The organism is Massilia cavernae, from assembly GCF_003590855.1.
Classification (GTDB): Bacteria; Pseudomonadota; Gammaproteobacteria; order Burkholderiales; family Burkholderiaceae_D; genus Telluria_A; species Telluria_A cavernae.
Map to the genome: position 1 here is coordinate 1 of NZ_QYUP01000123.1, position 21,576 is coordinate 21,576.

Genomic DNA, 21,576 nt, shown 5'->3' on the forward strand with positions numbered 1-21,576 from the left:
GCTTCATCAACTACGTCACCAAGGCCGGCTCGAAGGGGCCGGCAGTTTTCCGCACCGAGGCCGGCGCCGATGTCTCGACCAACAAGTTCAAGGCCCAGGGAAGCAGTCCGTCGGTGCGCCAGAGCGTGTCGGGGACAGTCGGACAGTTCGATTACCGCGTCATCGGCATGGTCAGGCGCATTAATGACTACATCGACGCCGACGGCAACGTGATCCCACCGCAGCTCGGTTCCGGCATCCAGAATTCGACGGTCAAGAGCCTCCTGGCCAAGATCGGCTACAGTTTCGGCCGCCAAAGGGTCGAAGCGGCGTTCAACGCGTATGAGCAAGTGGCGGACATCGAGTGGGCGGTCAAGAACGGCAACATCGCCACCGGTGCCCCGGCCACTGCGATCCCGGCCGTGCGGCGGCCAGGGCAGGTGGAAGAGCAGAACAAGAGCCAGGTTGCCAATGTCGTGTATTCGAACGCTGCGCTGTTCGGTTCCAGGAATTCGTTCCGTGCGCAGGCGTATTATGTCGACACCACCAGCTGGTTCCAGTATGCGGTCAACCGCTTCCCCCTGTTCCCGGAGGCGCCGAATGGCCAGTCCGGCAACCTGACCAAGAAAAGCGGCGCGCGCTTCGATGTGAATACACCACTGCGCTCCGTGCTGCCAATGGACGGCGCGCTGCTGTGGGGCCTGGACCTGATGCGTGACGATACAAAAATACCGCTGGTCGACGGCCGCCAGTTCGGTATCCCGCAAGTGCTGACCAGCACCGCCGGCTTCGTACAGCTTCAAATGAGCCCCTTCGACAAGCTGAAGGTGAGCCTGGGGCTGCGGCGCGAGGCGAGCGAGGTCGAGGTCAGCGATTACACCTCGCTGTTCACCAAGGCCAGGATCACCGGCGGCACTCTCGACTTCAAGACCACGCCCAAGAACGCCGGCCTGGTCTATTCGCCGAGCAAGCTGTTCGACCTGTACGGCGGCTTTTCGCAGGGCTTCGATATCCAGCAGACCAGCCAGAACTTCCGCGCCTGGCCGGTCGACATTGACCTGACCAGGACCAAGCCGCCGGCCAATGTCATCGACAGCCATGAGGTGGGCGTGCGCTTCCACGGTCATGGCATGCGCGCCTCGGCGGGCGTCTACCAGCTCAAGTCCAGCAATGGCATCAGCTATGTGTACAATGCGACAGCGCCACTGGAGCCGCGCGCCGTCGTGGCGCCGGACAAGGTCAGCGGCATAGAGCTCACGGCCGACTACACGGGCGTCGACGACTGGGTATTCGGTACGACCTATGCGAAAAGCCGCGGCAAGGCTGACACGAATGGCGACGGCAACTACGACACGCCGCTGCAGAACCGCCGCATCCCGCCGCCGAGCCTGACCGCGCATGCCGAATACGCATTCGCGCCAGGGTCCTTCGTCCGGGTGCAGGCGCTGTATTCGGGCAAGCGCAATGCGTTTCCGAACACCGTGCCGAATCGTTTCCACGAGGGTAAGGTCAACGCCTACCACACGATCGATGTGTCGGCCCGCATCGCCATGGCCGCGAACATGGACTTGAGCCTCGGTGTCCGAAATCTGTTCAACCGGGATTACTTCACCAATTATTCCGAAGGTTTCAACACCAACGACAACTACCTGAAGGCGCCGGGCCGCAGCATCTCCATGCGGCTGGGCGTGAATTACTAAGCAATTCTTGAGCAGGCCCGTTCGGGCGCCGCTTCGACAGGTTCGAGCGGCGCCCGTTTTTTATCCTGGCCAGGGACGAAAAAAAGCCGGCCTGCGCATTGCGGCCGGCTTGCACGCGATGGCGGCGCCTACGGCATGCTCAATGAGAAAGGCCGGTCGGCGCCCAGGCTGGGAATTGCCCGGCGCGCCTGCTGGACCAGCGCCAGGTCGAGCGTGGCGTCGATGATGCCTGGTTCGGTCCCCGTTTCGGCCAGTACCCGGCCCCACGGGTCGATGATGATCGAATGGCCGAAGCTTTGCCGGGCGCCGTAGTTGTTGCCGCACTGCGCGGGCGCGAACACGAAGCAGCCGTTCTCGATGGCCCTGGCGCGCATCAGCGCATGCCAGTGCGCCTCGCCGGTGACCTGCATAAAGGCGGCCGGGATGGCGAGCACGTTCGCGCCGCCCTTGGCCAGCGTACGGAACAGCTGCGGGAAACGAAGGTCATAGCAGATCGACAGCCCGATGCGGGCATGATCGAGTTCTGCAACCACGGCGCGGGTGCCGGCCACGTACAGTTTCGACTCCGTCGAGACGACCTCGCCGGGCGCAGCGTCGAACAGGTGGACCTTATCGTAGTAGCAGGCGATCGCGCCTTGGCGGTCGATGAAGACGCAGCGGTTCACCATCTGGCCCGACTCGTTCAGCGCCGCAATCGAACCCACCAGGACCGCCACGCCCAGCTCGCGCGCGGCGGCGCGGTAGCCCTTGAGGGCAGGGTGCTGGTGCATGGGTGCGGCAAACGCGCGCATGCGCTCGTTGTCCGCGTCGAGCAGGTCGACCGCCTCGGGCAGGCCGATAAGGGTGGCGCCGCGGCTGGCGGCTTCGCGGATCATCTGCAGCGATTCGCGCAGGTTGCGCTCAAAGTCCGGGCCGGTAGTCGTTTGCACGCAGGCGCAGTGTAGTGGATTGGTCATTGTAGGTGACGAGCATGGGAGGCTCGTGTAGACTGAGGTTCAGTTGAACAATTCTGCCTACTATTTTGGCTACTATTTCAAATTATGGCAACAAATATTTCGCGTGACGAAAAAACCGAGTCGTTCGGGACCGCCCTGCGCGCCGATCTGCTCTCGGGAAAATACTCTCCTGGCGAATGGCTCAAGCAGGCCGACCTCGAGTCGTCCTACGGGGCCAATCGTTTTGAAGTGCGCATCGCGCTTGCCGAACTGAACGCGCAAGGGCTGCTCGACCACTTCCCGAACCGCGGCTACCGGGTCTGCCAGCATTCCTACGCCGAACGCGAGCAGCTCTATGAGGTGCGTACCTTGCTGGAGGTGGCTGCCTGCCGCCTGGTCGTGCAACGAGCGACAGCTGAACAGATCGAGGAGTTCGAGCGCATGGTGAAGAAGTTCGACGAGTCGATCGAGAACGAGCGCCTTGGCAAGCTGCATGAGCTCAATTACGATTTGCATGGCCATCTGTATGAGATGACAGGCAATCCCATCCTCGCCGCCCAGATCCGCAACCTGCGCGAGCGCGGCATTCCTGGCCGCCAGGGCATGTGGGACGTGCAGAAGTCGATCAAGGAAAGCAGCGCCGACCACTTCGAGATGCTAGACATGCTCAAGCGGCGCGACGCCGACGGCCTTGCCGCCGCGGTGTACCGGCACTTGAACAACTGGCGGCGCGCCCCGGCCGGTTCCGCCGCCGCCACCACCGCCGAGTAATTCTTCAAATCACGGCGACGCTTGCCCCAGCAGGCGCCGCCGCATTTCTATCCCTGCTATCCTGAAATCAGCCACTGTGCACGGCTGGCGCCGTCGCGCCTTGCATTTTCACGTTGACATGAGTCGCACAAATTGGCTACTCTTCAAGTTCGCCGATCCGGCCATTGACCGATGGGAGCAGCAATGCAAGCCAGGGACATCAAAACCGCGCAAGATGCGCTCGCGCTGGCCGAAGCACGCCAGCTGACACACGTGAAGGTCGCCGTCACCGATATCGACGGCGTCCTGCGCGGGAAATACCTGTCGAGGGAAAAGTTCGCCTCGACACTGGAAGGGGGCCTGTCGATGTGCAACGTTGTTCTGGGCTGGGATTCGCAGGACCAGCTCTACGACAACGTCGAGTACACCGGCTGGCACACGGCCTATCCGGACGCGCAGGTGCGCCTGCTGCCGCACACGACCCGCGACCTGCCGTTCGAACCGGCTGCCGGCGGCGACATGCTGTTTGTGTTGGGGGAGTTCAGCGGCGAGGCCGAGCAGATCTGTCCGCGCGGCTTGCTGCGCCGGGTCCTCGAGCGCGCCCGCACGATGGGATTCGACGCTTTCGGGGCGCTCGAATATGAGTTCTTCATGTTCGACGAAACGCCGGAATCGGTACGCGCCAAAGGCTACCGCGACCTGCGCACCTGGACCCCGGGCGCATTCGGCTATTCGGTGCTGCGCAGTTCGGTCCATGCGGGCTTCTACCGGGAGCTGATCGAGCTGTGCGAAACGATGGACATGCCAATCGAAGGCTTGCACACCGAGACTGGTCCCGGCGTGCTCGAAGCGGCGCTGGCAGTCGATGAAGTCGGGGCAATGGCGGACAAGGCGATCCTGTTCAAGACCTTCGTCAAGGTGCTGGCCCAGAAGCACGGCCTGATGGCCACCTTCATGGCCAAGTGGTCGCATGAGTATCCGGGCCAGAGCGGGCATATCCACTTGTCGCTGCGCCACCGGCACGACAATCGCTCCGCCTTTTATGATGCGTCGCAGGCGCACGGGATGAGCCAGGCGCAGCGTCATTTCATGGCCGGTGTCCAGCGCCTGCTGCCCGAGATGATGGCCATGTACGCGCAGACCGTCAACAGCTATTCGCGCCTGGTGCCGGGCTACTGGGCGCCGCTGGACGCGACCTGGGGCGTCGAGAACCGCACCACTGCGTTGCGGCTGGTGCCTGGTTCCGACAAATCGCAGCGGGTCGAAGTGCGCATCGGCTCGGCGGACGCCAATCCCTACCTGGCGCTGGCCGCTGCCCTCGCTTCCGGGCTGGAGGGCATCGAGCAGGGCTGGGAGCCTGGACCTATGGTCGTCGGCAATGCCTACACCCAGCAGTTCCCGGCGGCGCTGGCCTTGCCCAATACATTGTCCGACGCTGCGCTGCGCCTGCGCGGCTCCGACACCGCACGCCGCCTGTTCGGCGCGGCGTTCGTCGACCACTACGCCGCCACCCGCGAATGGGAGGACCGCCAGTTCAGGCGCCATGTGACCGACTGGGAACTTGCGCGTTACTTCGAAATTATCTAAGCCGGATTCTTCATATGACCACAGAAATCGTTACTATCAGTCCCATTGACGGGCGTATCGTCGTGCGCCGCGAATGCGCCTCGCCCGCTGCCATCACCCAGGTCCTCACGCGCGCCCGCGCCGCCCAACCGGAATGGAAGCGCATGCCGCTCGCGCAGCGGGCGGCGCTGGTCGGACGCGCGGTCGACGCGCTGGTCGCCAACAAGGAGGCCATTGCAAGGGAACTGACGCTGCAAATGGGCCGTCCGATCCGCTACGCCGGCGGCGAGGTCGATGGCTTCGAGAACCGCGCGCGCCACATGATCGCGATCGCGCAAGAGTCATTGGCCGATGTGGTGCCCACTGCCGCCACGGGCTTTGTCCGCTTCATCCGGCGCGAGGCGCTTGGCGTCGTGCTGGTCGTGGCGCCATGGAATTACCCGCTGCTGACCGCCGTCAATGCGATCGTGCCAGCGCTATTGGCAGGTAACACCGTATTGCTCAAGCACTCCGCGCAAACACCGCTGGTTGCCGAGCGCCTGGCCGAGGCTTTCGCGCAGGCCGGGCTGCCGCCGGGCGTATTCCAGATTATCCAGACCACGCATGACGACACCTGCCGCATGATCGCATCGCCCGAGGTGGATTTCGTCTGCTTCACCGGGTCGGTGGCGGGCGGCGTGGCGGTCGAGAAAGCCGCCGCCGGCCGCTTCATCGGCGTGGGCCTGGAGCTGGGCGCATGCGACCCCGCCTATGTCAGGGCCGATGCCGATATCGCACACGCCGTGGACAGCCTGGTCGATGGCGCCTTCTTCAATTCGGGCCAGTCGTGCTGCGGCATCCAGCGCCTGTATGTCCATCAATCGGTGTACGGCGAATTTATCGAACGCGCCGCCGCGCTGGCGCGCCAGTATGTGCTTGGCGATCCGCTCGATCCGGCTACCACCCTCGGTCCGCTGGTGCGCACCTCCGCCGCCGCCGAAGTGCGCAGCGTAGTCGCCGACGCGATCGGCAAGGGCGCGCACGGCCTGGTCGATCCGCGCGCCTTCGGCCTCGACAACGGCGCCACGGCCTACATGGCGCCGCAGATCCTGACCGGTGTCGACCACGGCATGCGCATCATGGCCGACGAATGCTTTGGCCCGGTCTGTGGCGTGATGCCGGTCGCCAGCGACGAGCAGGCGATCGCGCTGATGAACGACAGCCAGTATGGCCTGTCGGCCGCGCTGTACACCAGGGATGCCGCCGCCGCCGTGCGGATCGGCGAACAGGTCGACACCGGCACCTTGTTCATGAACCGCTGCGACTACCTTGACCCGGCGCTGGCCTGGACCGGTATCAAGAACAGCGGTCGCGGCGCGACCCTGTCGAGCATCGGTTTCGAGCACCTGACCCGACCAAAATCCTTTCACCTGAAGACAATCCTATGAACATGACACCTATCCGCGTCAGCTGGAACTATCCCACTGCAATCAAGGCCGGCGCCGGCAGCATCGAACTGCTGCCCGGGCTATGCCAGTCCCTCGGCATGACCAATCCCTTGCTTGTCACCGATCCCGGCCTGGCCCGGCTGGCGCTGCCCGCGGCCGCCGTCGAACTGTGCCGCGCCGCAGGCCTGCGCTGCGCGGTGTTCAGCGAGGTCAAGGGCAACCCAAACGGCGAGAACGTGACCGCCGGCGTTGCCGCCTACCACGCCGGGCTGCACGACGGCGTCATCGCCTTCGGTGGCGGCTCCGCCATCGATGCCGCCAAGGCTATCGCATTGATGGTCGGGCAGGACCGCCCGCTGTGGGATTTCGAGGACATCGGCGATAATTGTCTGCGTGTCAAAGTGGACCGCATGGCGCCCGTGATCGCTGTGCCGACTACTGCGGGCACCGGTTCGGAAGTCGGGCGCGCATCGGTCATCACCGACGAGCAGGCGCGCGTCAAGCGCATCATTTTCCACGCCCGCATGCTGCCTGCGGCGGTGATCCTCGATCCCGAGCTGAGCGTGGGGCTGCCGCCGTCGCTGACCGCCGCCACCGGAATGGACGCGCTGTCGCACAACCTCGAGGCCTACTGTTCCCCGTTCTATCATCCGATGGCGGCAGGAGTGGCGCTGGAAGGCATACGCCTGGTCAAGGACTGGCTGCCGGCGGCGGTCGCAGTCGGGGGCAACCTGGAGGCGCGCCTGCACATGCTGGTCGCGTCGAGCATGGGCGCGACCGCATTCCAGCGCGGCTTGGGCGCCATGCACGCGCTGGCCCATCCGCTTGGCGCCCTGTACGACGCCCACCACGGCATGCTCAATGCAATCCTGATGCCGTACGTGCTGAAGGCGAATCGGGCCGCCATCGACACCCGCGTCGCTGCGCTGGCACGCTACCTTGATTTGCCGGATCCATCGTTCGACGCCTTCCTGGACTGGGTGCTGGCGCTACGGGCGCAACTGGGCATCCCGCATGCGCTCTCGGCGCTTGGCATCGACGCCACCGAGGCCGCTCAGGTGGCGCGCATGGCAGTGGCGGACGGCTCCGCCGCGACCAACCCGATCGCATTTTCGGAGCATGAGTACGCGCGCATCTTCACCGATGCCGTGGCCGGCGAACTGTAGGCGCCGCCAGCTGGAAAGGACAAGGACAAGCATGGACAAGTACCGGCTCGAAGCGATGCCGCCCCAGGTTGCGCCCGCGCTGGTGGCCAGCCTGGCGGGTATGGCGACCGCCACCATTGGCCACTTTTATCCGACAGCGCGTAAAAGGTGGGGGATATAAGCGCGGGATGCTGAAAGCATCCTTGCTTTTGACTTTAATCTTGATACACTGGATATTTATACAGTGATTTCGACAATGATGCCACGCGCTTCCCAATCCCAGACCGGTCCGCTTACGCGCGTGCTTCGGCTAAGGCTGAAAGATAAGCACGCGGCGGCGCTTCGGGAAAAATCGTATTGGGTCAATATGGTCTGGAATTACTGCAACGATCTGTCATTCAAAGTGTGGGAGCGCGAGCGCCGTTTCATGTCTGGCTATGATTTTGCCAAATACACCAAGGGTGCCGGCAAAGCCGGCATCCCACTGCACTCCCAGACTATCCAGGCAATTTCGGAAGAATTCGCTGCCCGGCGTAAACAATCCAAGAAACTGAAGCTGCGCTGGAGGGTCTCGGAGGATGCTCGTGGCCGTTGGTACATCAATATCTCCGTCAAGGTCGGCAGGCCGGCCGCGTCGCGCATGGAGCGCTCAATCGGAATTGACTTGGGCTTGAAGGATTTTGCGTCCACCTCGGACGGCGAGGTGATTGACGCGCAGCACATCTATCGGGATGCTGAGGCGCGACTGGCGGCGGCTCAGCGTGCAGGAAAGAAGAAGATAGTAAGAAATATCCACGCGAAGACTGCAAACAAACGCAGGGATTTCAATCACAAATTAAGCGCCAGGCTGGTTGTAGGGCATGGCGCAATCTTTGTTGGCAATGTGAATGCGGGCGCGCTGGCCAAGACGCGGATGGCGAAATCCGTATCGGATGCAGGGTGGTCGCAATTCCGAACCATGCTCAGTTACAAATGCGATAGCGCAGGTGTATGGTTCGATGAGGTCCATGAAGCGTATTCCACCCAAGACTGTTCTGCGTGCTTCGCACGCAGCGGGCCGAAAGGACTGCAAGATCTTGGAGTAAGAGAATGGACTTGTTTGGAATGCGGCGAGCATCACCATCGTGATGTGAATGCCGCCAAGAACATTCTCCGTCGCGGACGTGCGACGCTGGTAGTAGGAATCCCGGTCCTTTAGGGCCGGGAGGACGTCAACAATGGGGCTTCATGGACCTGGCGCTGCAGCGCCTGCGCCCGGGTGGCGTGGTGGCCGGCACGGCGGTCACCCTGAGCATTCCATCCCAGGACTCGACCTTGCTGCATCACGTGATCGGCATGCTGCGGCCAGGCGACTTCCTGGTGGTCGAACGCCAAGGCGATCACCGCCATGCCTGCTGGGGCGGCGGCGTCACCAGGGCGGCCCGCAATGCCGGCCTGGCGGGAGCGGTCATCGACGGCCCCTGCACCGACCCGGGCGAGATCGCCAGCATTGGTTTTCCGCTATGGTGCCGCGGCGTTTCAGCCATCACGACCAGGATGAACGATGTCGGCGGCCGCTTCAATATGCCGGTCAGCTGCGGCGGCGTGGCCGTGTCGCCAGGGGACCTGGTCCTGGCCGACGAAAGCGGCGTTCTGGTCCTGCCGCGCGACGAAGCAAGCGCGGTCGCTCAGCGGGCCCTCGCGCTTGCCGCCGACATCGAGCGCGGCGAGCAGCGCCTCGATGCCGGCGAACTGCTCGGCAAGGTGTACGGCGCCTCCGCCTTGGTCGTGGCGCGCCGCTAGTCGGTGGGCCCGGTCTGCTTGTGCAGGAAGGCGTTCAGGACGGCGAAGTAGGCCTGCGGCCGCTCGAAGAAAGGCATGTGCGAGCAGTCGCGGAAAATCACCAGCTCCGCGTTTGGCATCGCCTGCTGCATGCGCGCGGAGCAGGAGGGCGGCAATTCGTCGTATTCGCCGGCCAGCACCAGGCTAGGGATCGTAATGGCGCCCATGGCCGGCACCCGGTTCCAGTTCCGCATATTGCCGGTGTAGGTAAATTCGTTCGGGCCCTGGATGGCGCGGTAGGGATCCATGTTCCAGCCTTCGATGCTGGCGTTTAGCGAAGCGGGCCAGTCGTCGAGGCGGCACACGTGGCGGTAGTTGAGGATTGTGATGGCGGCCTGGTACTCCGGATGCCCGATGCTGCCTTCCGCTTCGCGCCGCGTCATCATGCTGACCGTTTGCTCGCCCAGGCACTGGCGAAGCCGCTGCAGTTCGCCGACCAGGTGCGGAATGTCTGCCGCGCCGTCGGCGGCGACATAACTCAACACCCGCTGCGGAAAGGTCAGGCAGTATTCGGTTCCAAGCCAGGTGCCCCAGGAGTGTCCCAGCAAGTGAAAGCGCTCGATGCCCAATTGCGCGCGAATTTGTTCCAGTTCCGCGACGTAGCGTTCAAGGGTCCACAGTGCATTGTCGCGCGGCCGGTCGGACGCCCCACAGCCCAGCTGGTCGTAGAAGACGATGCACCAGTCGTCATTGGCAAGTACCTTGTGGCTCTCGCGCAGATAGTCGCACGGCAAGCCAGGTCCGCCGTTGACGCATACCAGCACCTGCGCGGCCTGGCTGGGGGCGGGTCCGTAGCGATACGTGACGACCTGGTGGCCTTCGTTTAGGCGCAGCCGTGTTTCGTGGCAGGGGATGGACATACAAGCTCCTTCATTGTCAGTGGGATTGGAGGTTATTTTGGCTACTATAGCAGTTTCGTCTTGACGGTGCTAGCTTGAATTGGCTACTATTTATCTGTCACCATTTGGCATCGGAAAAACATGTTCAGACCAAACCGCCTGCTGGCCAAATTCCGCGCGGGGGAGCCTTGCCTGGGCGCCTGGCTGTTCACGGGCAGTCCCACGGTGTCCGAAGTGCTGGGACTGGCAGGCTTCGACGCCCTGATCATCGACCATGAGCACACGCCGGGCGGTATCGAGACGGCGGTCGAGCAGATCCGGGCGATCCAGGCGGCCGGCCCCAGTACCGTGCTTGCGCGCGTCGGCAGTAACGACCCGGCCCGCATCAGGCTGCTGCTCGATGCGGGTGTCGAAGGCCTGATCCTGCCCGACGTCAGGAGCGCGGAGGAAGCGCGCCGCTTTGTCGCCGCTTGCCGCTACCCGCCCGCTGGCATCCGGGGTGCGCATTTCACGGTGTCGCGCGCCGCCCATTGGGGCAGGCAAGGGGAGCGCTACTACAGGGACATCGACAAGGAATTGATCCTGATCGCGATGATTGAAAGCGAGGCCGGCGTGCGTGCGATTCCCGCGATGGCAGGGATCGACGGCCTGACCATGCTGTTCCTTGGGCCGCTCGACCTGTCCGCCAGTATCGGCAAGATGGGCATGCTGGACGATCCGGCAGTCATTGGCGCCCTGCGCGAAGCCGAGTCGGCCATCCTCGGGCACGGGGTCATGCTGGGCGGCGCGGCGCTTCCCGCGGAGAGCGCCGCCGACTGCTTCGCGCGCGGTTATCGTTTCGTCACCAGCGGCAGCGACGTCGGCATGCTCCATGCCGGGGCGGCCCGGCTGCTGGCCGGGGCGCGGTAGCTCGCCATGGCACGGATCGCGCTTGCAGGCTTTTTGCATGAGACAAATACGTTCGCGCGGCGAATGACCGGCATCGACGCCTTCATCGCGGCCGATGCCTGGCCCGGCCTGGTCATGGGGGAAGCGCTGCTGGAGAGCGTCGCCGGCGCCAACCTGGCGAGCGCCGGCTTCATCGCGGCGATGCGGGGGCTGGGGCACGAGATCGTGCCGTTGCTGTGGTGTTCGGCCAACCCGTCCGGCGTCGTCGCCAGCGATGCCTATGAAACCATCTGGACCATGCTGGCGCAGCAGCTGCGCGATGCGGGACAGATCGAAGGCTTGTTCCTCGATTTGCACGGCGCGATGGTGACCGAGCACCATCCGGACGGCGAAGGTGAATTGCTGTCCCGGCTGCGCGCCGTGACCGGGCCGTCGATGCCCATCGTCGCCGCCATCGATTTTCACGCCAACGTCAGTGCGCGCATGGTCGAGCTGACCGACGCCATGGCTGCCTACCGCAGCTATCCCCATGTCGACATGGCGGACACCGGCGGGCGCGCAGCGCGCCTGCTGGACGGTATGCTGGACGGAACACGCCCGCATAAGGTGCACCGCCAGCTGGACTTCCTGATTCCGATGCTGGCGCAATGCACGCTGGCGCAACCGTTTGCGGGCCTGGTGGCCCTGCTCGAACGCACCGAAGCCGAGACTGGCGTCCGTGCCGCGATCGTACCTGGTTTTCCGCTGGCCGATACGGCCGATTGCGGCCCGTCGATCCTGGCCTATGGTCCCGACCCAGGCGCCGTGGAGTGTGCCGCACAGCGCCTGCATGACGCCGTGGCCGCGCAGCGCCCGAACATGGCTGTTCGCCTGCTGGCGCCGAAGGAGGCGCTGGCCGAGGCGCAGGCCGTGCTGGCGCGCGGCGGCGGTCCGGTGATCCTGGCCGACACCGAAGACAACCCGGGCGGCGGGGCCAGCGGGGACACGACCGATATCCTGCATGAACTGGTGCGTGGCGATGCCGATGCCTGCCTCGGCTTGCTGTGCGATCCAGCCGCGGCGGAGCAGGCATGGCTGGCCGGGGTCGGCGCGCAGCTAGCGCTGGAGCTGGGCGGGGGCAGCGGCATTGGCGCGCCGCCCCTCAGCGCTTTGTTCCGGGTAGAGGCGCTGGGCGACGGCGAGATTACCGGCACGGGGCCGTTCTATCTGGGCTGCCGCATGTCGCTCGGCCGCATGGCCTGCCTTCGCATTGGCCGGGTGCGGGTGGTGGTCGCGAGCCGCAAGCAACAGGCGGCGGACCAGGCGATGTTTCGCCACGTCGGCATCGAGCCCGGCCTCGAAACAATACTGGTCCTGAAAAGTTCGATTCACTTCCGCGCCGACTTCGAGCCGATCGCCGCGGCGATTCTGACCGTATGTGCGTCCGGCGACAACATTGCCGATACCAAGGCCCTGGACTACAAGCGCTTGCGCGCTGGCGTGTCGCGAGGCTAGGAACCGATGAAGCAGGCAGACGTTCCGGCGCTGGCGATTGCACCGATGGCGGTGCGGCGCTCGCTGGCCACTGCGGACAGCGACTGCATCGTGGTCGCTGTCTCTGGCGGCGGCGGATTGTCGAAGCAGGCAGCGGCGCTCGACCGCTACGGCGAAATAACGGAGGCAGTCGCGTCCGGCGACATCAGCGGGGAGCCTGGCTCGACGCTCCTGCTGCGGAACTTGCGCGGCGCACGCGCGGCGCGCGTCCTGCTGGCCGGATTCGGCAGCGGGCCGTCGATCGCGGAGAAGGACTTCATCGGCGCGCTCAGGCGCATCGCCGGATGCCTTGCCGCACTCGGTGCGCGCCGCGTGCTGCTGGCGCTGCCGATCCGGCAGGTGACAGGGCGTGGTCCGGACTGGGCGATACGATTGATTGTTCAAAGCGTCCACGACGCGTGGTTAGGAACGGCGTATGTGCTGGCGGGCGGGCATGGCGCCACCGGGCGGCCGGTGTCCCTGCTGGCGACCTTCCTGATAAACCGGGCCAGGCGGGCGAGCCGGCTTTAGCTGCCTCGATGCGCCGCTGGGCGCAGCCAGGGGGCGGGGGAGCCGGGCGGCCCGCGCAAGCGGCTCAGTCCACGAAGGTGGAAGGCCGCCGCAAGAACGTGATGGCTGCCTGCACGACCGGTTCGAGCTGGTGGGCGACGCCGTCGAGTTCTTCGAGTGTGGCATGGATATGGTTGCGCGCGAGGTCGCGATGAAGGCTGCGAATCCGTTCGAGACGATTGGCGCCGGCGCTATCGACACCTTCCATCCAGCGCCGGTTGTCGCGGCCCTGGACGATTCCGGCGGTATTGATGTCGTCGCCGCCAACGACCAGGTGAACCGGCACTTCATGCAGCGCCGCCCACGGGACTGGGCGTCCGAACAATTGCTCGTAGTCGTACAGTCCCACCCACCAGGGATAGGCGAGGCTGGGTAGCGTGACTGATCCGGGCGCGGCAACGATGACGGCACTCAGGCGTTCAGGGTGGACATAGAAGAAGCGATGTGCAAGGTGTGCGCCGCCCGAGAAACCAAACAGCGCGAAGCGGTCCGCATTGAGCTTGTAGGCCGCTGCGACCTGTTCGACCATCGCCAACAGGATCCTGTCATAACGGATGCCGTCGTTGTTCAGGTATTTGTAGTTATCCAGGTCGTCATCCTCTACACCCACCGGAAACAGTGGGGCAAGCACGACGGTATTGGTTTGCTGGGCATACTCGCTGAACAGGTCGCGCAAGTATTGATTGTTGCGGTCGGTTCCATGCACCGCCACCAGGATCCGGCCCGGCGGGTTGCTGTGGTAGTCGCGCGGTACGTACAGGCAGAACGAGAAGCGAGGGTCAAGCGCGCACGTAAAGCTGACGGTTTTTTCAACGTGGAAGGGAGAAGTAGGAGAGCCCATCAATGGTGGCCTTGTTGAGTTCAAAAGGATAGTAGCCAATAATAGCTTCTATTTTGTGCGCTTGTAAACAGAAAGTCGCGTTGTTTCTGATGTTTGTCTGCTGCGCTGGCCCTGCCGCCTGTGGAGCCGTGTCCCGTTTTAACGTTCTTGCTCATGCCGCCCATTCGAAGCTTGACGATGGTAGCCGTGATTGGCTACTATTAATCGGTCTTTTCTCCTACCTTTGCAAAGGAATATGGAATGAATATTCGCGGATTGCCGCTGTTGGCGCATCGTTACCTGGGGTTGGCACTCTTGTTATTTGTGTGCAGCGCCGGCCTGACCGGTTCGCTGCTGGTGTTTCGGCACGAGCTAGACTATGCCTTGAATGCCGATGTGGTCCGTGTCCAGGCCGGGGGCAAACGCTTGACCGTCGCGGAGATGGTGATTGCCCTGGCGATTCAGCGGCCTGGCGCCAGCGTCGAACAGTTTGTGGTCGGCAAGGGGCCCGACCGGGCATGGTTGTTCACGCTGGCGGGACATCGGAATGGCCAGGCGGTGGTGACCGATGTGTGGATCGATCCCTATACCGGCCGCATCACGGGCCAGCGCAACCCTACAGAAACGGGCCTGGATCGGCGGCATCTGATGACCACGATCTGGAAATGGCACAGCTCGCTGCTGATGGGAACGGGGGGGAAGACGCTGGGCGGAATTCTCGCCATCCTCTGGGTCGGCTTGTCATGCATTGGCGTTTACCTCGCCTTGCAGCGCGGCCTGCGCAACGCCTTGCGCATCAAGGCCAATGGCAGTGGCTTTCGCGCGATCTATGACGGACACCGTGCCGTTGGCCTGGCGACCGTCCTGATCCTGTCCGCCAGCCTGCTGACGGCGATCAACCTGGCATTGCCGGACGCTTCCCGGCAGCTGATCAGCGCTTTGGCCTCGACGCGGCCGCGGCTGCCGCAATCGCTGCCGGATCGGCCAGAACGAGAAACGCGCATCGAATTCGAGAACGCGTTGGAGATCGGGCGGCGCGCCATGCCAGATGCTGTATTGACGGGCCTGGTTGCCTACCACGGTAAAGGTGTGTACCTGGTTCGGTTCCGTACTGCGGGCGATATCGCCGTCACCCATGGCACCGGGCGTGTCATCGTCGATATGGCCGACGGAACGGTTTTGCACCGCGAGAGCGCCGCCGATACCGGCGCGCCCGGGAATACTTTGATCACGTGGATGTATCCCCTCCACAGCGGGCAGGCGTTTGGTACGCCAGGGCGCCTGTTCATCATGGCGGTGGGCCTGGTGCCGGTATTGCTTTCCTTGACGGGTTTTTGGATCTGGCGCCAGAAGCGCCGCAACCTGAAGCCTGGATCCGCCTTGCAGCGCAGCCGGTAACATGGCTGTGTCGTGAAAATTCCGTCGCGTGCCGGAACGCCTGCCGCGCCTGTGCTCAAGGTTTGCATGCTGACCCGGGCAGCAGCATGCGCTCCAAGCCGGTGACCACGTTGCTGTCCGACTTGGGCATTGTCAAGTCACACAGTAGGCCCTACGTCTCCGACGCTCTGGAAGACGCCTTCCAGCGCACGCCGAATCGCTTCAAACACCGCATGCCGTAGCCGCAGAAACTGCCGACAGCTGCTGTGGTTGTAATCAGGCGGTGACCTTGGCCCGCAGCGCCTTCACATTCCCACTACGCGCCTTGGACTCCAGCCTCCGCCGCTGCGAGCCCCGCGTCGGCCGCGTCGCCTTGCGCACAATCGGCACTTCGGCAGCGCTATCGACCAGCGCCTGCAAGCGCCGCAGTGCATCGTCCTTGTTCTGCTCCAGGCTGCGTGACTGCTGAGCCTTCAGCACCACCACGCCTTCATGCGTGATGCGGCCGTCGCGCAGTTCGAGGAGCCGCGCCTTGATCTCGGGCGGCAGCGACGAAGCGCCAATATCGAAGCGCGCGTGCACCGCGCACGACACCTTGTTGACGTTCTGCCCGCCCGGTCCTTGCGCGCGGATCGCGCTGAACTCGACCTCGGCCGGATTGATCGCCGGCTTCATGGATGCCGTCCGACGAGATGCGAATGCAGCAATTCACGCTCAACGCCGGGATCCTGCAGGTAGCCGATCTTCCCGGCGACGATGGTCGCCACCGGCAGCCCATCGCGGAACAGGATTCGGTTCCCTGCCAGGGCAGGCACCTTGTCACCAACCAGCAGAGTCCCGCACAGGTTGAGCGGATCGACACCGGAGATGCACACCAGGCTCCCATCCTGGGGACGCCGCCGCACTTCGCGCAGCAGCGGGATGGCTCCGGGCAGCGCGAACTGCTCGCCGGAGAATCCCGCGACGAAGCGCCCGCCACGGATGTCGCCGCGCGCTTCCAGCCGGTGATACACCGGCAGCAGCTCGCGCCACGACGGCAGCCACGCCGCCTCGCGCTCCATCAAGCGCCAGAACATCACCCCGTAGCGCCGCAGCAGCGTCATCGCGACATACTCCAGCGTCTCCGGATCGGTGCGCGGCCTGCGCGCCGGTTTCGCAGGATTGGCCGGTTCCGATACAGCGGCTTCCACGCCGCTTCGCCGTACCAGCGCCCAGCGTCCCGCTTCCTCCATCGTCGGTCCGGCGCCACGGCGGCGCTTGTCGTTGCTGGCCCGCTTGGTCGCCGGCAGCAGCATCGCGCGCATGCCGCCGAAGCTGTCGGCGTTGACCAGGCCGACCGACACCAGCTCGCCCAGCGCGTTCTCCAGCTCCACCGGCAGCATGCGGACGTCGTGCTGCAGTTCGTCGAAGAACATCGCGCCGTCCCGCCGCAGCGCTTCCAGCACGCCGGCCGCGCGCGACGAGACTTCGGGTTCGCCGGAAACCGCCGGCAGCGAGTGCCACAGCGCGGTCTGGCGCCGCGGCAGCAGCACGATCGGCGTGCTGCGTACCGGGCCTCCGGACGCCGAGCGCGGCGCACCAACGCGCGTCCATACCAGCTTGCCGGCACGGCACAGGTCATCGAGCCAGAGGATCGAGTAATCGCGCATACGCAGTGCGAGCAGGTCGCTTTCCCACGCACCGGCGGCCGCCTCGTAGCCCTCCAATTGCGCCAGCACCGTCGGTAGCGCGTCCTGTCCTTGCAGCTGCGTGTCCTCTGTCAGGTGCTGCCAGTCGAACAGGAAACGCATGAAATCCTGTTGTTCCACCGGCTCGATCTCGCGCCGCAGGCGCTTGATCGTATAGCGGTGGATGCGCGCCAGCAGGTGTCGCTCGCACCATTCCTCGTCCACCACGCCAGGCGTGAAATGGCCGCGCATGACATAGCCTTCGCTCTCCAGCTGCGTCAGCGCGATGGTGGCCGTACTCTCCGTTAGCGCTAGTGAGGACGCGATCGCCGACAGCGGCTGCGGCCCGAAACCGGCCAGGCGCGCGCGCATGATTTCGACCAGCGCGGTGTCGCGGGTCCAGTCCTGGTCGCCGTTGCCTCGATGGCTGTCGGGGATCTCCAGCGCGGGCGCCGCCACCGCCTCCGGATAGGCCGCCTGCATGCAGTCCAGGCGTTCCAGCGCTACCCAGAAGTCCGCGCCATTGTTGTCGCGCAGGCGGGTCACTCGGCCGCTCTCGGCCAGGCCTTCGAGCCAGGCGGGCCAGCCGTCCTGCCGCAGCGCTTCAGCGCGCGTGACGCAGGCCAGCGCCACCAGCGCCTCCTGCACTTCGTCGCTGCTGCGCGCAGTCGGCCAGGCTTCCTCGGCCACGCTCTCGATGGCGCCGGCATCCAGTGCGCCCAAGTCGTCGGTGGACGCCGGATCGGTCCATCTGCGGCTCATGACGGCTTGCGTGCGGCGTTCCTCAAGTGGTGCGTCGTCGAGGAAGGCGTAAGGGCGGGCGTTGAGGATTTCCGCCGCCAGCGGGGAGGGCGTCGGCAGGTCGCGCGCCAACAGCCGCACTTCGCCAGCTTCCATCCGTCGCAACAGCGCCAGCCAGCCTTCGCTGTCCATCGCCTCGTGCAGGCAGTCGTCCAGTGTCTGGTCCACCAGCGGGTGGCTTGGCAGTTCGCGTTCTCCCACGATGTTCTCCAGGCAGGCCGCCTGGTCGGGGAAGACTGCCGCCAGCAGGTCGTCGCTCTTCATGCGCTGCAGCTGGGGCGGGACCTTGTGCCCGCCCGTGAAGCGCGGCAGGGCGAGTGCGGTGGTCGCGTTCCAGCGCCAGCGCACATTGAACAGCGGCGCATCGAGCAGCGCCTGCACCAGGATGTGCTCTGCGCTTGCCGAACGCAAGTAGCGCCACACTTCGTCGAGCGGGAAGCTGTGGCTGGTCGACAGCGACAGGATGATGGCGTCCTCGGTGGCCGCGGCCTGCAGTTCGAAGTTAAAGCTGCGGCAGAAGCGCTTGCGCAGCGCCAGTCCCCAGGCTCGGTTGATGCGGCTGCCGAAGGGTGAGTGCAGCACCAGCTGCATGCCACCGGTTTCATCGAAGAAGCGCTCCATCACCAGCGTGTCCTGGGTCGGCAGGGCGCCCAGCGCAGCGCGGGACCGCGCCATGTAGTCGACGATCTGGCGCGCGGCGTCCTCGTTCAGCCCAAGGTGCTCGTCGAGCCAGGCCACCGCGCGGTCGAGCGCCGCGTCGCCGTCGCCTTTGGCAGAAGCCTTCGCATGCTTCTTCGTAGCCGTCGAGGGCTCGGCCAACTGATTCTCGATCTCCGCGCGCAGCCGCGCCACGCCAGTCGACAGCTCGTCGCTGCGGCCGGGCGCCTCGCCCAGCCAGAACGGGATGTTGGGCGCGGCGCCATGCGCATCCTCCACGCGCACCTTGCCTGCATCGATCCTTAATATGCGGTACGAGGTATTCCCAAGCTGGAAAACGTCGCCCGCCATGCTCTCGACCGCGAAGTCCTCGTTCACCGTGCCGACGGACTGGCCCTGCGGCTCCAGCAGCACGGTGTAGTCGGCATTGTCCGGTATCGTGCCGCCCGAGGTTACCGCCGCCAGCTTGCCGCCGCGCCGTCCGCGCACCGACTGGGTCGCCGCATCGCGGTGCAGGTAGGAGCCGCGCACGCCATTGCGTGTGGTGTAGCCTTCGGTAACCATGCGCAGGACGGCGTCGTAGCGTGCACGCTCCAGCTGCACGTATGGCTGTGCGCGGCGCACCAGTTCAAACAGTTCATCCTCGCTCCATTCGCGGCAGGACACTTCGGCCACGATCTGCTGCGCAAGTACGTCCAGCGGCGCTTGCGGAATGCGGAGGGCGTCCAGTTCGCCGCGCCGCACGCAATCGAGCAGCGCCGCGCATTCGACCAGGTCGTCGCGCGAGGTGGGAAACAGCCGCCCCTTCGGCATGCCGCCGACGTGGTGGCCCGAACGGCCCACGCGCTGCAAAAGCGCCGCGATGTTGCGCGGCGAGCCCACCTGGCACACCAGGTCGACATCGCCGATGTCGATGCCCAGCTCCAGCGAGGCGGTGGCGATCAGCACCTGCAGTTCGCCGCGCTTGAGCCGCTGTTCGGCGGCCAACCGGTATTCCTTCGCAAGGCTGCCGTGATGGGCCGCGACGTGTTCCGCGCCAAGGCGGTCGCCGAGATTGCGCGCCACCCGTTCAGCCATGCGGCGCGTATTGACGAAGATAAGCGTGGTCCGGTGCATCACCACCAGTTCTGCCATGCGGTCGTACACGCGCTCCCATACCTCGTTGGGCATGATCGCCTCGAGCGGCACCGGCGGCAGTTCCAGCGCCAGGTCGCGGGCGCGCACGTGGCCGACGTCGACCACGGCGCACTCGCCGCCGCCGCTCCCAACCAGGAAGTCTGCCACCGCCGACAAGGGCTTCTGTGTCGCGGACAAGCCCACCCGCACCGGGCGCCGCCCGCATAGCGCGTCCAGCCGTTCCAGGCTGAGCGCCAGGTGGCTTCCGCGCTTGCTGCCGGCCACCGCGTGGATCTCGTCCACGATCACGGTGCGCACGGTGGACAGCATTGCGCGGCCGCTGTCCGATCCAAGCAGCACGTACAGCGATTCGGGCGTGGTGACGAGGATGTGCGGCGCCTTCCGGCGCATTGCATTGCGCTCGGCGGTGGTGGTGTCGCCGGTACGCACGGCGGTGCGGATGCCGTGCGGCGGCAAGTCCATGGCGGCAAGCTGCTTGCCGATCCCTTCCAGCGGGGTTTCAAGGTTCAGGCGGATATCGTTCGACAGTGCCTTCAGCGGCGACACGTACAGCACCTGCGTTTCATCGGGCAGCGGCGCCGCGCTGCTTTCCGTGACCAGCGCGTCAATCGCGGCCAGGAAGGCGGTGAGCGTCTTGCCGGAACCTGTCGGGGCGGCAACGAGGGTAGGGCGCCCGTCCTTGATCAAGGGCCACGCGCGCAACTGGGCCTCGGTCGCAGCCGGAAAGGTTGCACCGAACCAGGTTGCGACGGCGGGATGAAAGTTTTCCCAGATGCTGTCGAAGGGTGCACGCTTGTTCATCCGGGACAATATGAGGGCATCGCGCGCGATTGGCAAGTCCGGCGTCCGGGTGGAATCAGCTAAGTTGTTTCCCCGGCCGCAGCAAGCGTTCCCCCACCGCGGAGTGAACCGTGCTGCATAGTGCGTGGCGTTTACGCAGCTCCGAGCGCCGCTTGGATTCGACTTCCTCCAATGCCGGCGGAGGCAGGTCCCTGCACTCCAGTTCGAAATCGCCATCCGGACGACGCACAGCGCCGAGTTCGGCCCACGCCTGGTCGTAGTCCGCCAGCACCTTTCCCTGGCGCAGCGCACCATGCACGACCCGGTTCGTATTGCCGACCAGATGCGCATGCGTGCATCCCAGGTCATGGCCGATCTGGCGCACCAGGCCGATCAACAGGTTTTTCGGCCGCAGTCCGTGCAGCGAACGCGTGCAGGCGCGGATCAGTTCGGGAGCGACATCGCTTTTCGGACCCTGGATACACCCGACGAACACCACATGCTTGCCGATAGAACCGGAAAAGGAAAATGCCAGCGAGTACACCAGCGCCCCTCCGGTGCGCAGTTGCAACACCAGCTCGCCTTCGCGCTCGAGCGGGGCGACGGCCCTCAGCCAGATTTCATAGGGCGTGCCGCATTTCCCCTCGAAGCAGGCCAGCAGGCTGCCCTCGCGTGCGGCTTCCAGCACCACGGCGTCGAGGCCGTACTCGATGACGAAGCGGTAGTGCTGCTCAAGGGCGGCAAGCCGGCGCTCCGGGCACAGCGTATTGGTCAGGTAGGGACGGTAGACTTTGTGCAGCAGGTGCGGCGCGGTGCACGCCAGCCTGCCCAGGAAGGGGTGGGAGTTGAGGATTCCCAGCCAGCGCCGGGTCAGTGACCGTTGCCAGTGCGCGCGCACGCTCAGCTTGAGCAATTCGCGCACGTAGGGCACGCCCCGGCGGATGTGGGTGACGCCCATCCTGAGCGTCACCGCATTGTCCGCGCCATGCCATGACGGCACGGAACTCCAGAATCCTTGCATTTCCTGTCTCCCTCAGGCGGCCTTTCCGGGGCAAGGCATCAGCCCGATCCCGTGCACGTAATGTCGCGCATGCCCGTATTTACACTTTACCCGATTTGCTTACAAAATTGCAAGTTACCTGTCCTTTTTGAAACAATCAGCTTCCATATCGTGCGTAAGCAATCCGGGCGCATACTGTCAACAT

The 21,576-nt window shown here is 64.9% G+C and carries 18 protein-coding genes; 12 read left to right on the plus strand and 6 right to left on the minus strand.

Annotated elements, in window-relative coordinates:
- Positions 1 to 1,679, plus strand: a 1,679-nt coding sequence (locus D3872_RS15735) for a TonB-dependent receptor (protein WP_119811695.1), incomplete at its 5' end; no start/stop codon positions are given.
- Positions 1,680 to 1,807: 128 nt separating this feature from the next.
- Here the strand turns inward: D3872_RS15735 and D3872_RS15740 are convergent.
- Entirely contained in the window at positions 1,808 to 2,635 is an 828-nt protein-coding gene (locus tag D3872_RS15740) for a carbon-nitrogen hydrolase family protein (RefSeq protein WP_119811696.1), read from the minus strand.
- An 84-nt stretch (positions 2,636 to 2,719) separates the two neighbouring features.
- Here D3872_RS15740 and D3872_RS15745 point away from each other — a divergent pair, with 84 nt between their 5' ends.
- From D3872_RS15745 to D3872_RS15770, 7 genes are all read left to right on the plus strand, one after another.
- A complete protein-coding gene (locus D3872_RS15745; protein ID WP_119811697.1) occupies positions 2,720 to 3,385 on the plus strand; it encodes a GntR family transcriptional regulator in 666 nt (221 codons plus the stop codon).
- Between the two features lie 183 nt (positions 3,386 to 3,568).
- Positions 3,569 to 4,951 carry a glutamine synthetase family protein gene (locus D3872_RS15750; RefSeq protein ID WP_119811698.1) on the plus strand — a complete coding sequence of 461 codons (1,383 nt, stop codon included), beginning with the start codon at positions 3,569 to 3,571 and terminating at the stop codon, positions 4,949 to 4,951.
- A gap of 14 nt (positions 4,952 to 4,965) precedes the next feature.
- On the plus strand, positions 4,966 to 6,357 hold the full coding sequence (locus D3872_RS15755; RefSeq protein ID WP_119811699.1) for an aldehyde dehydrogenase family protein: 1,392 nt from the start codon (positions 4,966 to 4,968) through the stop codon (positions 6,355 to 6,357).
- Positions 6,354 to 7,523: an iron-containing alcohol dehydrogenase gene (locus D3872_RS15760; protein ID WP_229459353.1), complete on the plus strand. Its 1,170-nt coding sequence runs from the start codon at positions 6,354 to 6,356 to the stop codon at positions 7,521 to 7,523. Before D3872_RS15755 ends, D3872_RS15760 begins: the two co-directional genes overlap by 4 nt.
- A 31-nt stretch (positions 7,524 to 7,554) precedes the next feature.
- On the plus strand, positions 7,555 to 7,683 hold the full coding sequence (locus D3872_RS27080) for a hypothetical protein (RefSeq protein WP_274381728.1): 129 nt from the start codon (positions 7,555 to 7,557) through the stop codon (positions 7,681 to 7,683).
- Between the two features lie 63 nt (positions 7,684 to 7,746).
- Positions 7,747 to 8,700, plus strand: a complete 954-nt coding sequence (locus D3872_RS15765) for an RNA-guided endonuclease InsQ/TnpB family protein (protein WP_229459354.1) — start codon at positions 7,747 to 7,749, stop codon at positions 8,698 to 8,700.
- Between the two features lie 29 nt (positions 8,701 to 8,729).
- Complete coding sequence (locus D3872_RS15770; protein ID WP_119811700.1) at positions 8,730 to 9,284, plus strand: RraA family protein; 555 nt, start codon at positions 8,730 to 8,732, stop codon at positions 9,282 to 9,284.
- Here the strand turns inward: D3872_RS15770 and D3872_RS15775 are convergent.
- A complete protein-coding gene (locus tag D3872_RS15775; RefSeq protein ID WP_119811701.1) occupies positions 9,281 to 10,183 on the minus strand; it encodes a proline iminopeptidase-family hydrolase in 903 nt (300 codons plus the stop codon). The two genes, D3872_RS15770 and D3872_RS15775, sit on opposite strands and share 4 nt — an antisense overlap.
- A gap of 120 nt (positions 10,184 to 10,303) precedes the next feature.
- Here D3872_RS15775 and D3872_RS15780 point away from each other — a divergent pair, with 120 nt between their 5' ends.
- Genes D3872_RS15780 through D3872_RS15790 form a run of 3 tightly spaced genes read left to right on the plus strand, consistent with a single transcriptional unit; the run spans position 10,304 to position 13,093 of the window.
- Entirely contained in the window at positions 10,304 to 11,071 is a 768-nt protein-coding gene (locus D3872_RS15780) for an HpcH/HpaI aldolase family protein (protein ID WP_119811702.1), read from the plus strand.
- Positions 11,072 to 11,077: 6 nt separating this feature from the next.
- Complete coding sequence (locus D3872_RS15785; protein ID WP_119811703.1) at positions 11,078 to 12,544, plus strand: M81 family metallopeptidase; 1,467 nt, start codon at positions 11,078 to 11,080, stop codon at positions 12,542 to 12,544.
- Between the two features lie 6 nt (positions 12,545 to 12,550).
- Positions 12,551 to 13,093 (plus strand): M17 family peptidase N-terminal domain-containing protein, encoded by a 543-nt coding sequence (locus D3872_RS15790; RefSeq protein WP_119811704.1) that lies wholly within the window; start codon positions 12,551 to 12,553, stop codon positions 13,091 to 13,093.
- A gap of 64 nt (positions 13,094 to 13,157) precedes the next feature.
- Here the strand turns inward: D3872_RS15790 and D3872_RS15795 are convergent, their stop codons facing one another.
- Positions 13,158 to 13,973 carry an alpha/beta hydrolase gene (locus D3872_RS15795; protein ID WP_119811705.1) on the minus strand — a complete coding sequence of 272 codons (816 nt, stop codon included), beginning with the start codon at positions 13,971 to 13,973 and terminating at the stop codon, positions 13,158 to 13,160.
- A 240-nt stretch (positions 13,974 to 14,213) separates the two neighbouring features.
- Here D3872_RS15795 and D3872_RS15800 point away from each other — a divergent pair, with 240 nt between their 5' ends.
- The gene (locus D3872_RS15800) at positions 14,214 to 15,350 is read left to right on the plus strand and encodes a PepSY-associated TM helix domain-containing protein (protein ID WP_119811706.1); all 1,137 of its coding nucleotides are present in this window, start codon (positions 14,214 to 14,216) and stop codon (positions 15,348 to 15,350) included.
- Positions 15,351 to 15,605: 255 nt separating this feature from the next.
- Here D3872_RS15800 and arfB read toward each other — a convergent pair whose 3' ends face one another.
- From arfB to D3872_RS15820, 3 genes are read right to left on the minus strand one after another with little or no spacing between them, the layout of a single operon-like run.
- Positions 15,606 to 16,004 carry an alternative ribosome rescue aminoacyl-tRNA hydrolase ArfB gene (gene arfB, locus D3872_RS15810; RefSeq protein ID WP_119811707.1) on the minus strand — a complete coding sequence of 133 codons (399 nt, stop codon included), beginning with the start codon at positions 16,002 to 16,004 and terminating at the stop codon, positions 15,606 to 15,608.
- Positions 16,001 to 20,392: a DEAD/DEAH box helicase gene (locus tag D3872_RS15815; protein WP_119811708.1), complete on the minus strand. Its 4,392-nt coding sequence runs from the start codon at positions 20,390 to 20,392 to the stop codon at positions 16,001 to 16,003. The genes arfB and D3872_RS15815 overlap by 4 nt, the downstream gene beginning before the upstream one ends.
- 55 nt (positions 20,393 to 20,447) lie before the next feature.
- On the minus strand, positions 20,448 to 21,392 hold the full coding sequence (locus tag D3872_RS15820) for a DUF535 family protein (RefSeq protein ID WP_119811709.1): 945 nt from the start codon (positions 21,390 to 21,392) through the stop codon (positions 20,448 to 20,450).
- Positions 21,393 to 21,576 lie beyond the last annotated feature (184 nt).

What these genes read in the sequence shown, in the direction of transcription:
- D3872_RS15775 (WP_119811701.1), bottom strand. Translation starts at nt 10,183, where the DNA reads ATGTCCATCCCCTGCCACGAAACACGGCTGCGCCTAAACGAAGGCCAC.
- D3872_RS15800 (WP_119811706.1), top strand. Translation starts at nt 14,214, where the DNA reads ATGAATATTCGCGGATTGCCGCTGTTGGCGCATCGTTACCTGGGGTTG.
- D3872_RS15795 (WP_119811705.1), bottom strand. Translation starts at nt 13,973, where the DNA reads ATGGGCTCTCCTACTTCTCCCTTCCACGTTGAAAAAACCGTCAGCTTT.
- D3872_RS15740 (WP_119811696.1), bottom strand. Translation starts at nt 2,635, where the DNA reads ATGACCAATCCACTACACTGCGCCTGCGTGCAAACGACTACCGGCCCG.
- arfB (WP_119811707.1), bottom strand. Translation starts at nt 16,004, where the DNA reads ATGAAGCCGGCGATCAATCCGGCCGAGGTCGAGTTCAGCGCGATCCGC.
- D3872_RS15780 (WP_119811702.1), top strand. Translation starts at nt 10,304, where the DNA reads ATGTTCAGACCAAACCGCCTGCTGGCCAAATTCCGCGCGGGGGAGCCT.
- D3872_RS15770 (WP_119811700.1), top strand. Translation starts at nt 8,730, where the DNA reads ATGGACCTGGCGCTGCAGCGCCTGCGCCCGGGTGGCGTGGTGGCCGGC.
- D3872_RS15790 (WP_119811704.1), top strand. Translation starts at nt 12,551, where the DNA reads ATGAAGCAGGCAGACGTTCCGGCGCTGGCGATTGCACCGATGGCGGTG.
- D3872_RS27080 (WP_274381728.1), top strand. Translation starts at nt 7,555, where the DNA reads ATGGACAAGTACCGGCTCGAAGCGATGCCGCCCCAGGTTGCGCCCGCG.
- D3872_RS15785 (WP_119811703.1), top strand. Translation starts at nt 11,078, where the DNA reads ATGGCACGGATCGCGCTTGCAGGCTTTTTGCATGAGACAAATACGTTC.
- D3872_RS15750 (WP_119811698.1), top strand. Translation starts at nt 3,569, where the DNA reads ATGCAAGCCAGGGACATCAAAACCGCGCAAGATGCGCTCGCGCTGGCC.
- D3872_RS15760 (WP_229459353.1), top strand. Translation starts at nt 6,354, where the DNA reads ATGAACATGACACCTATCCGCGTCAGCTGGAACTATCCCACTGCAATC.
- D3872_RS15745 (WP_119811697.1), top strand. Translation starts at nt 2,720, where the DNA reads ATGGCAACAAATATTTCGCGTGACGAAAAAACCGAGTCGTTCGGGACC.
- D3872_RS15755 (WP_119811699.1), top strand. Translation starts at nt 4,966, where the DNA reads ATGACCACAGAAATCGTTACTATCAGTCCCATTGACGGGCGTATCGTC.
- D3872_RS15815 (WP_119811708.1), bottom strand. Translation starts at nt 20,392, where the DNA reads ATGAACAAGCGTGCACCCTTCGACAGCATCTGGGAAAACTTTCATCCC.
- D3872_RS15820 (WP_119811709.1), bottom strand. Translation starts at nt 21,392, where the DNA reads ATGCAAGGATTCTGGAGTTCCGTGCCGTCATGGCATGGCGCGGACAAT.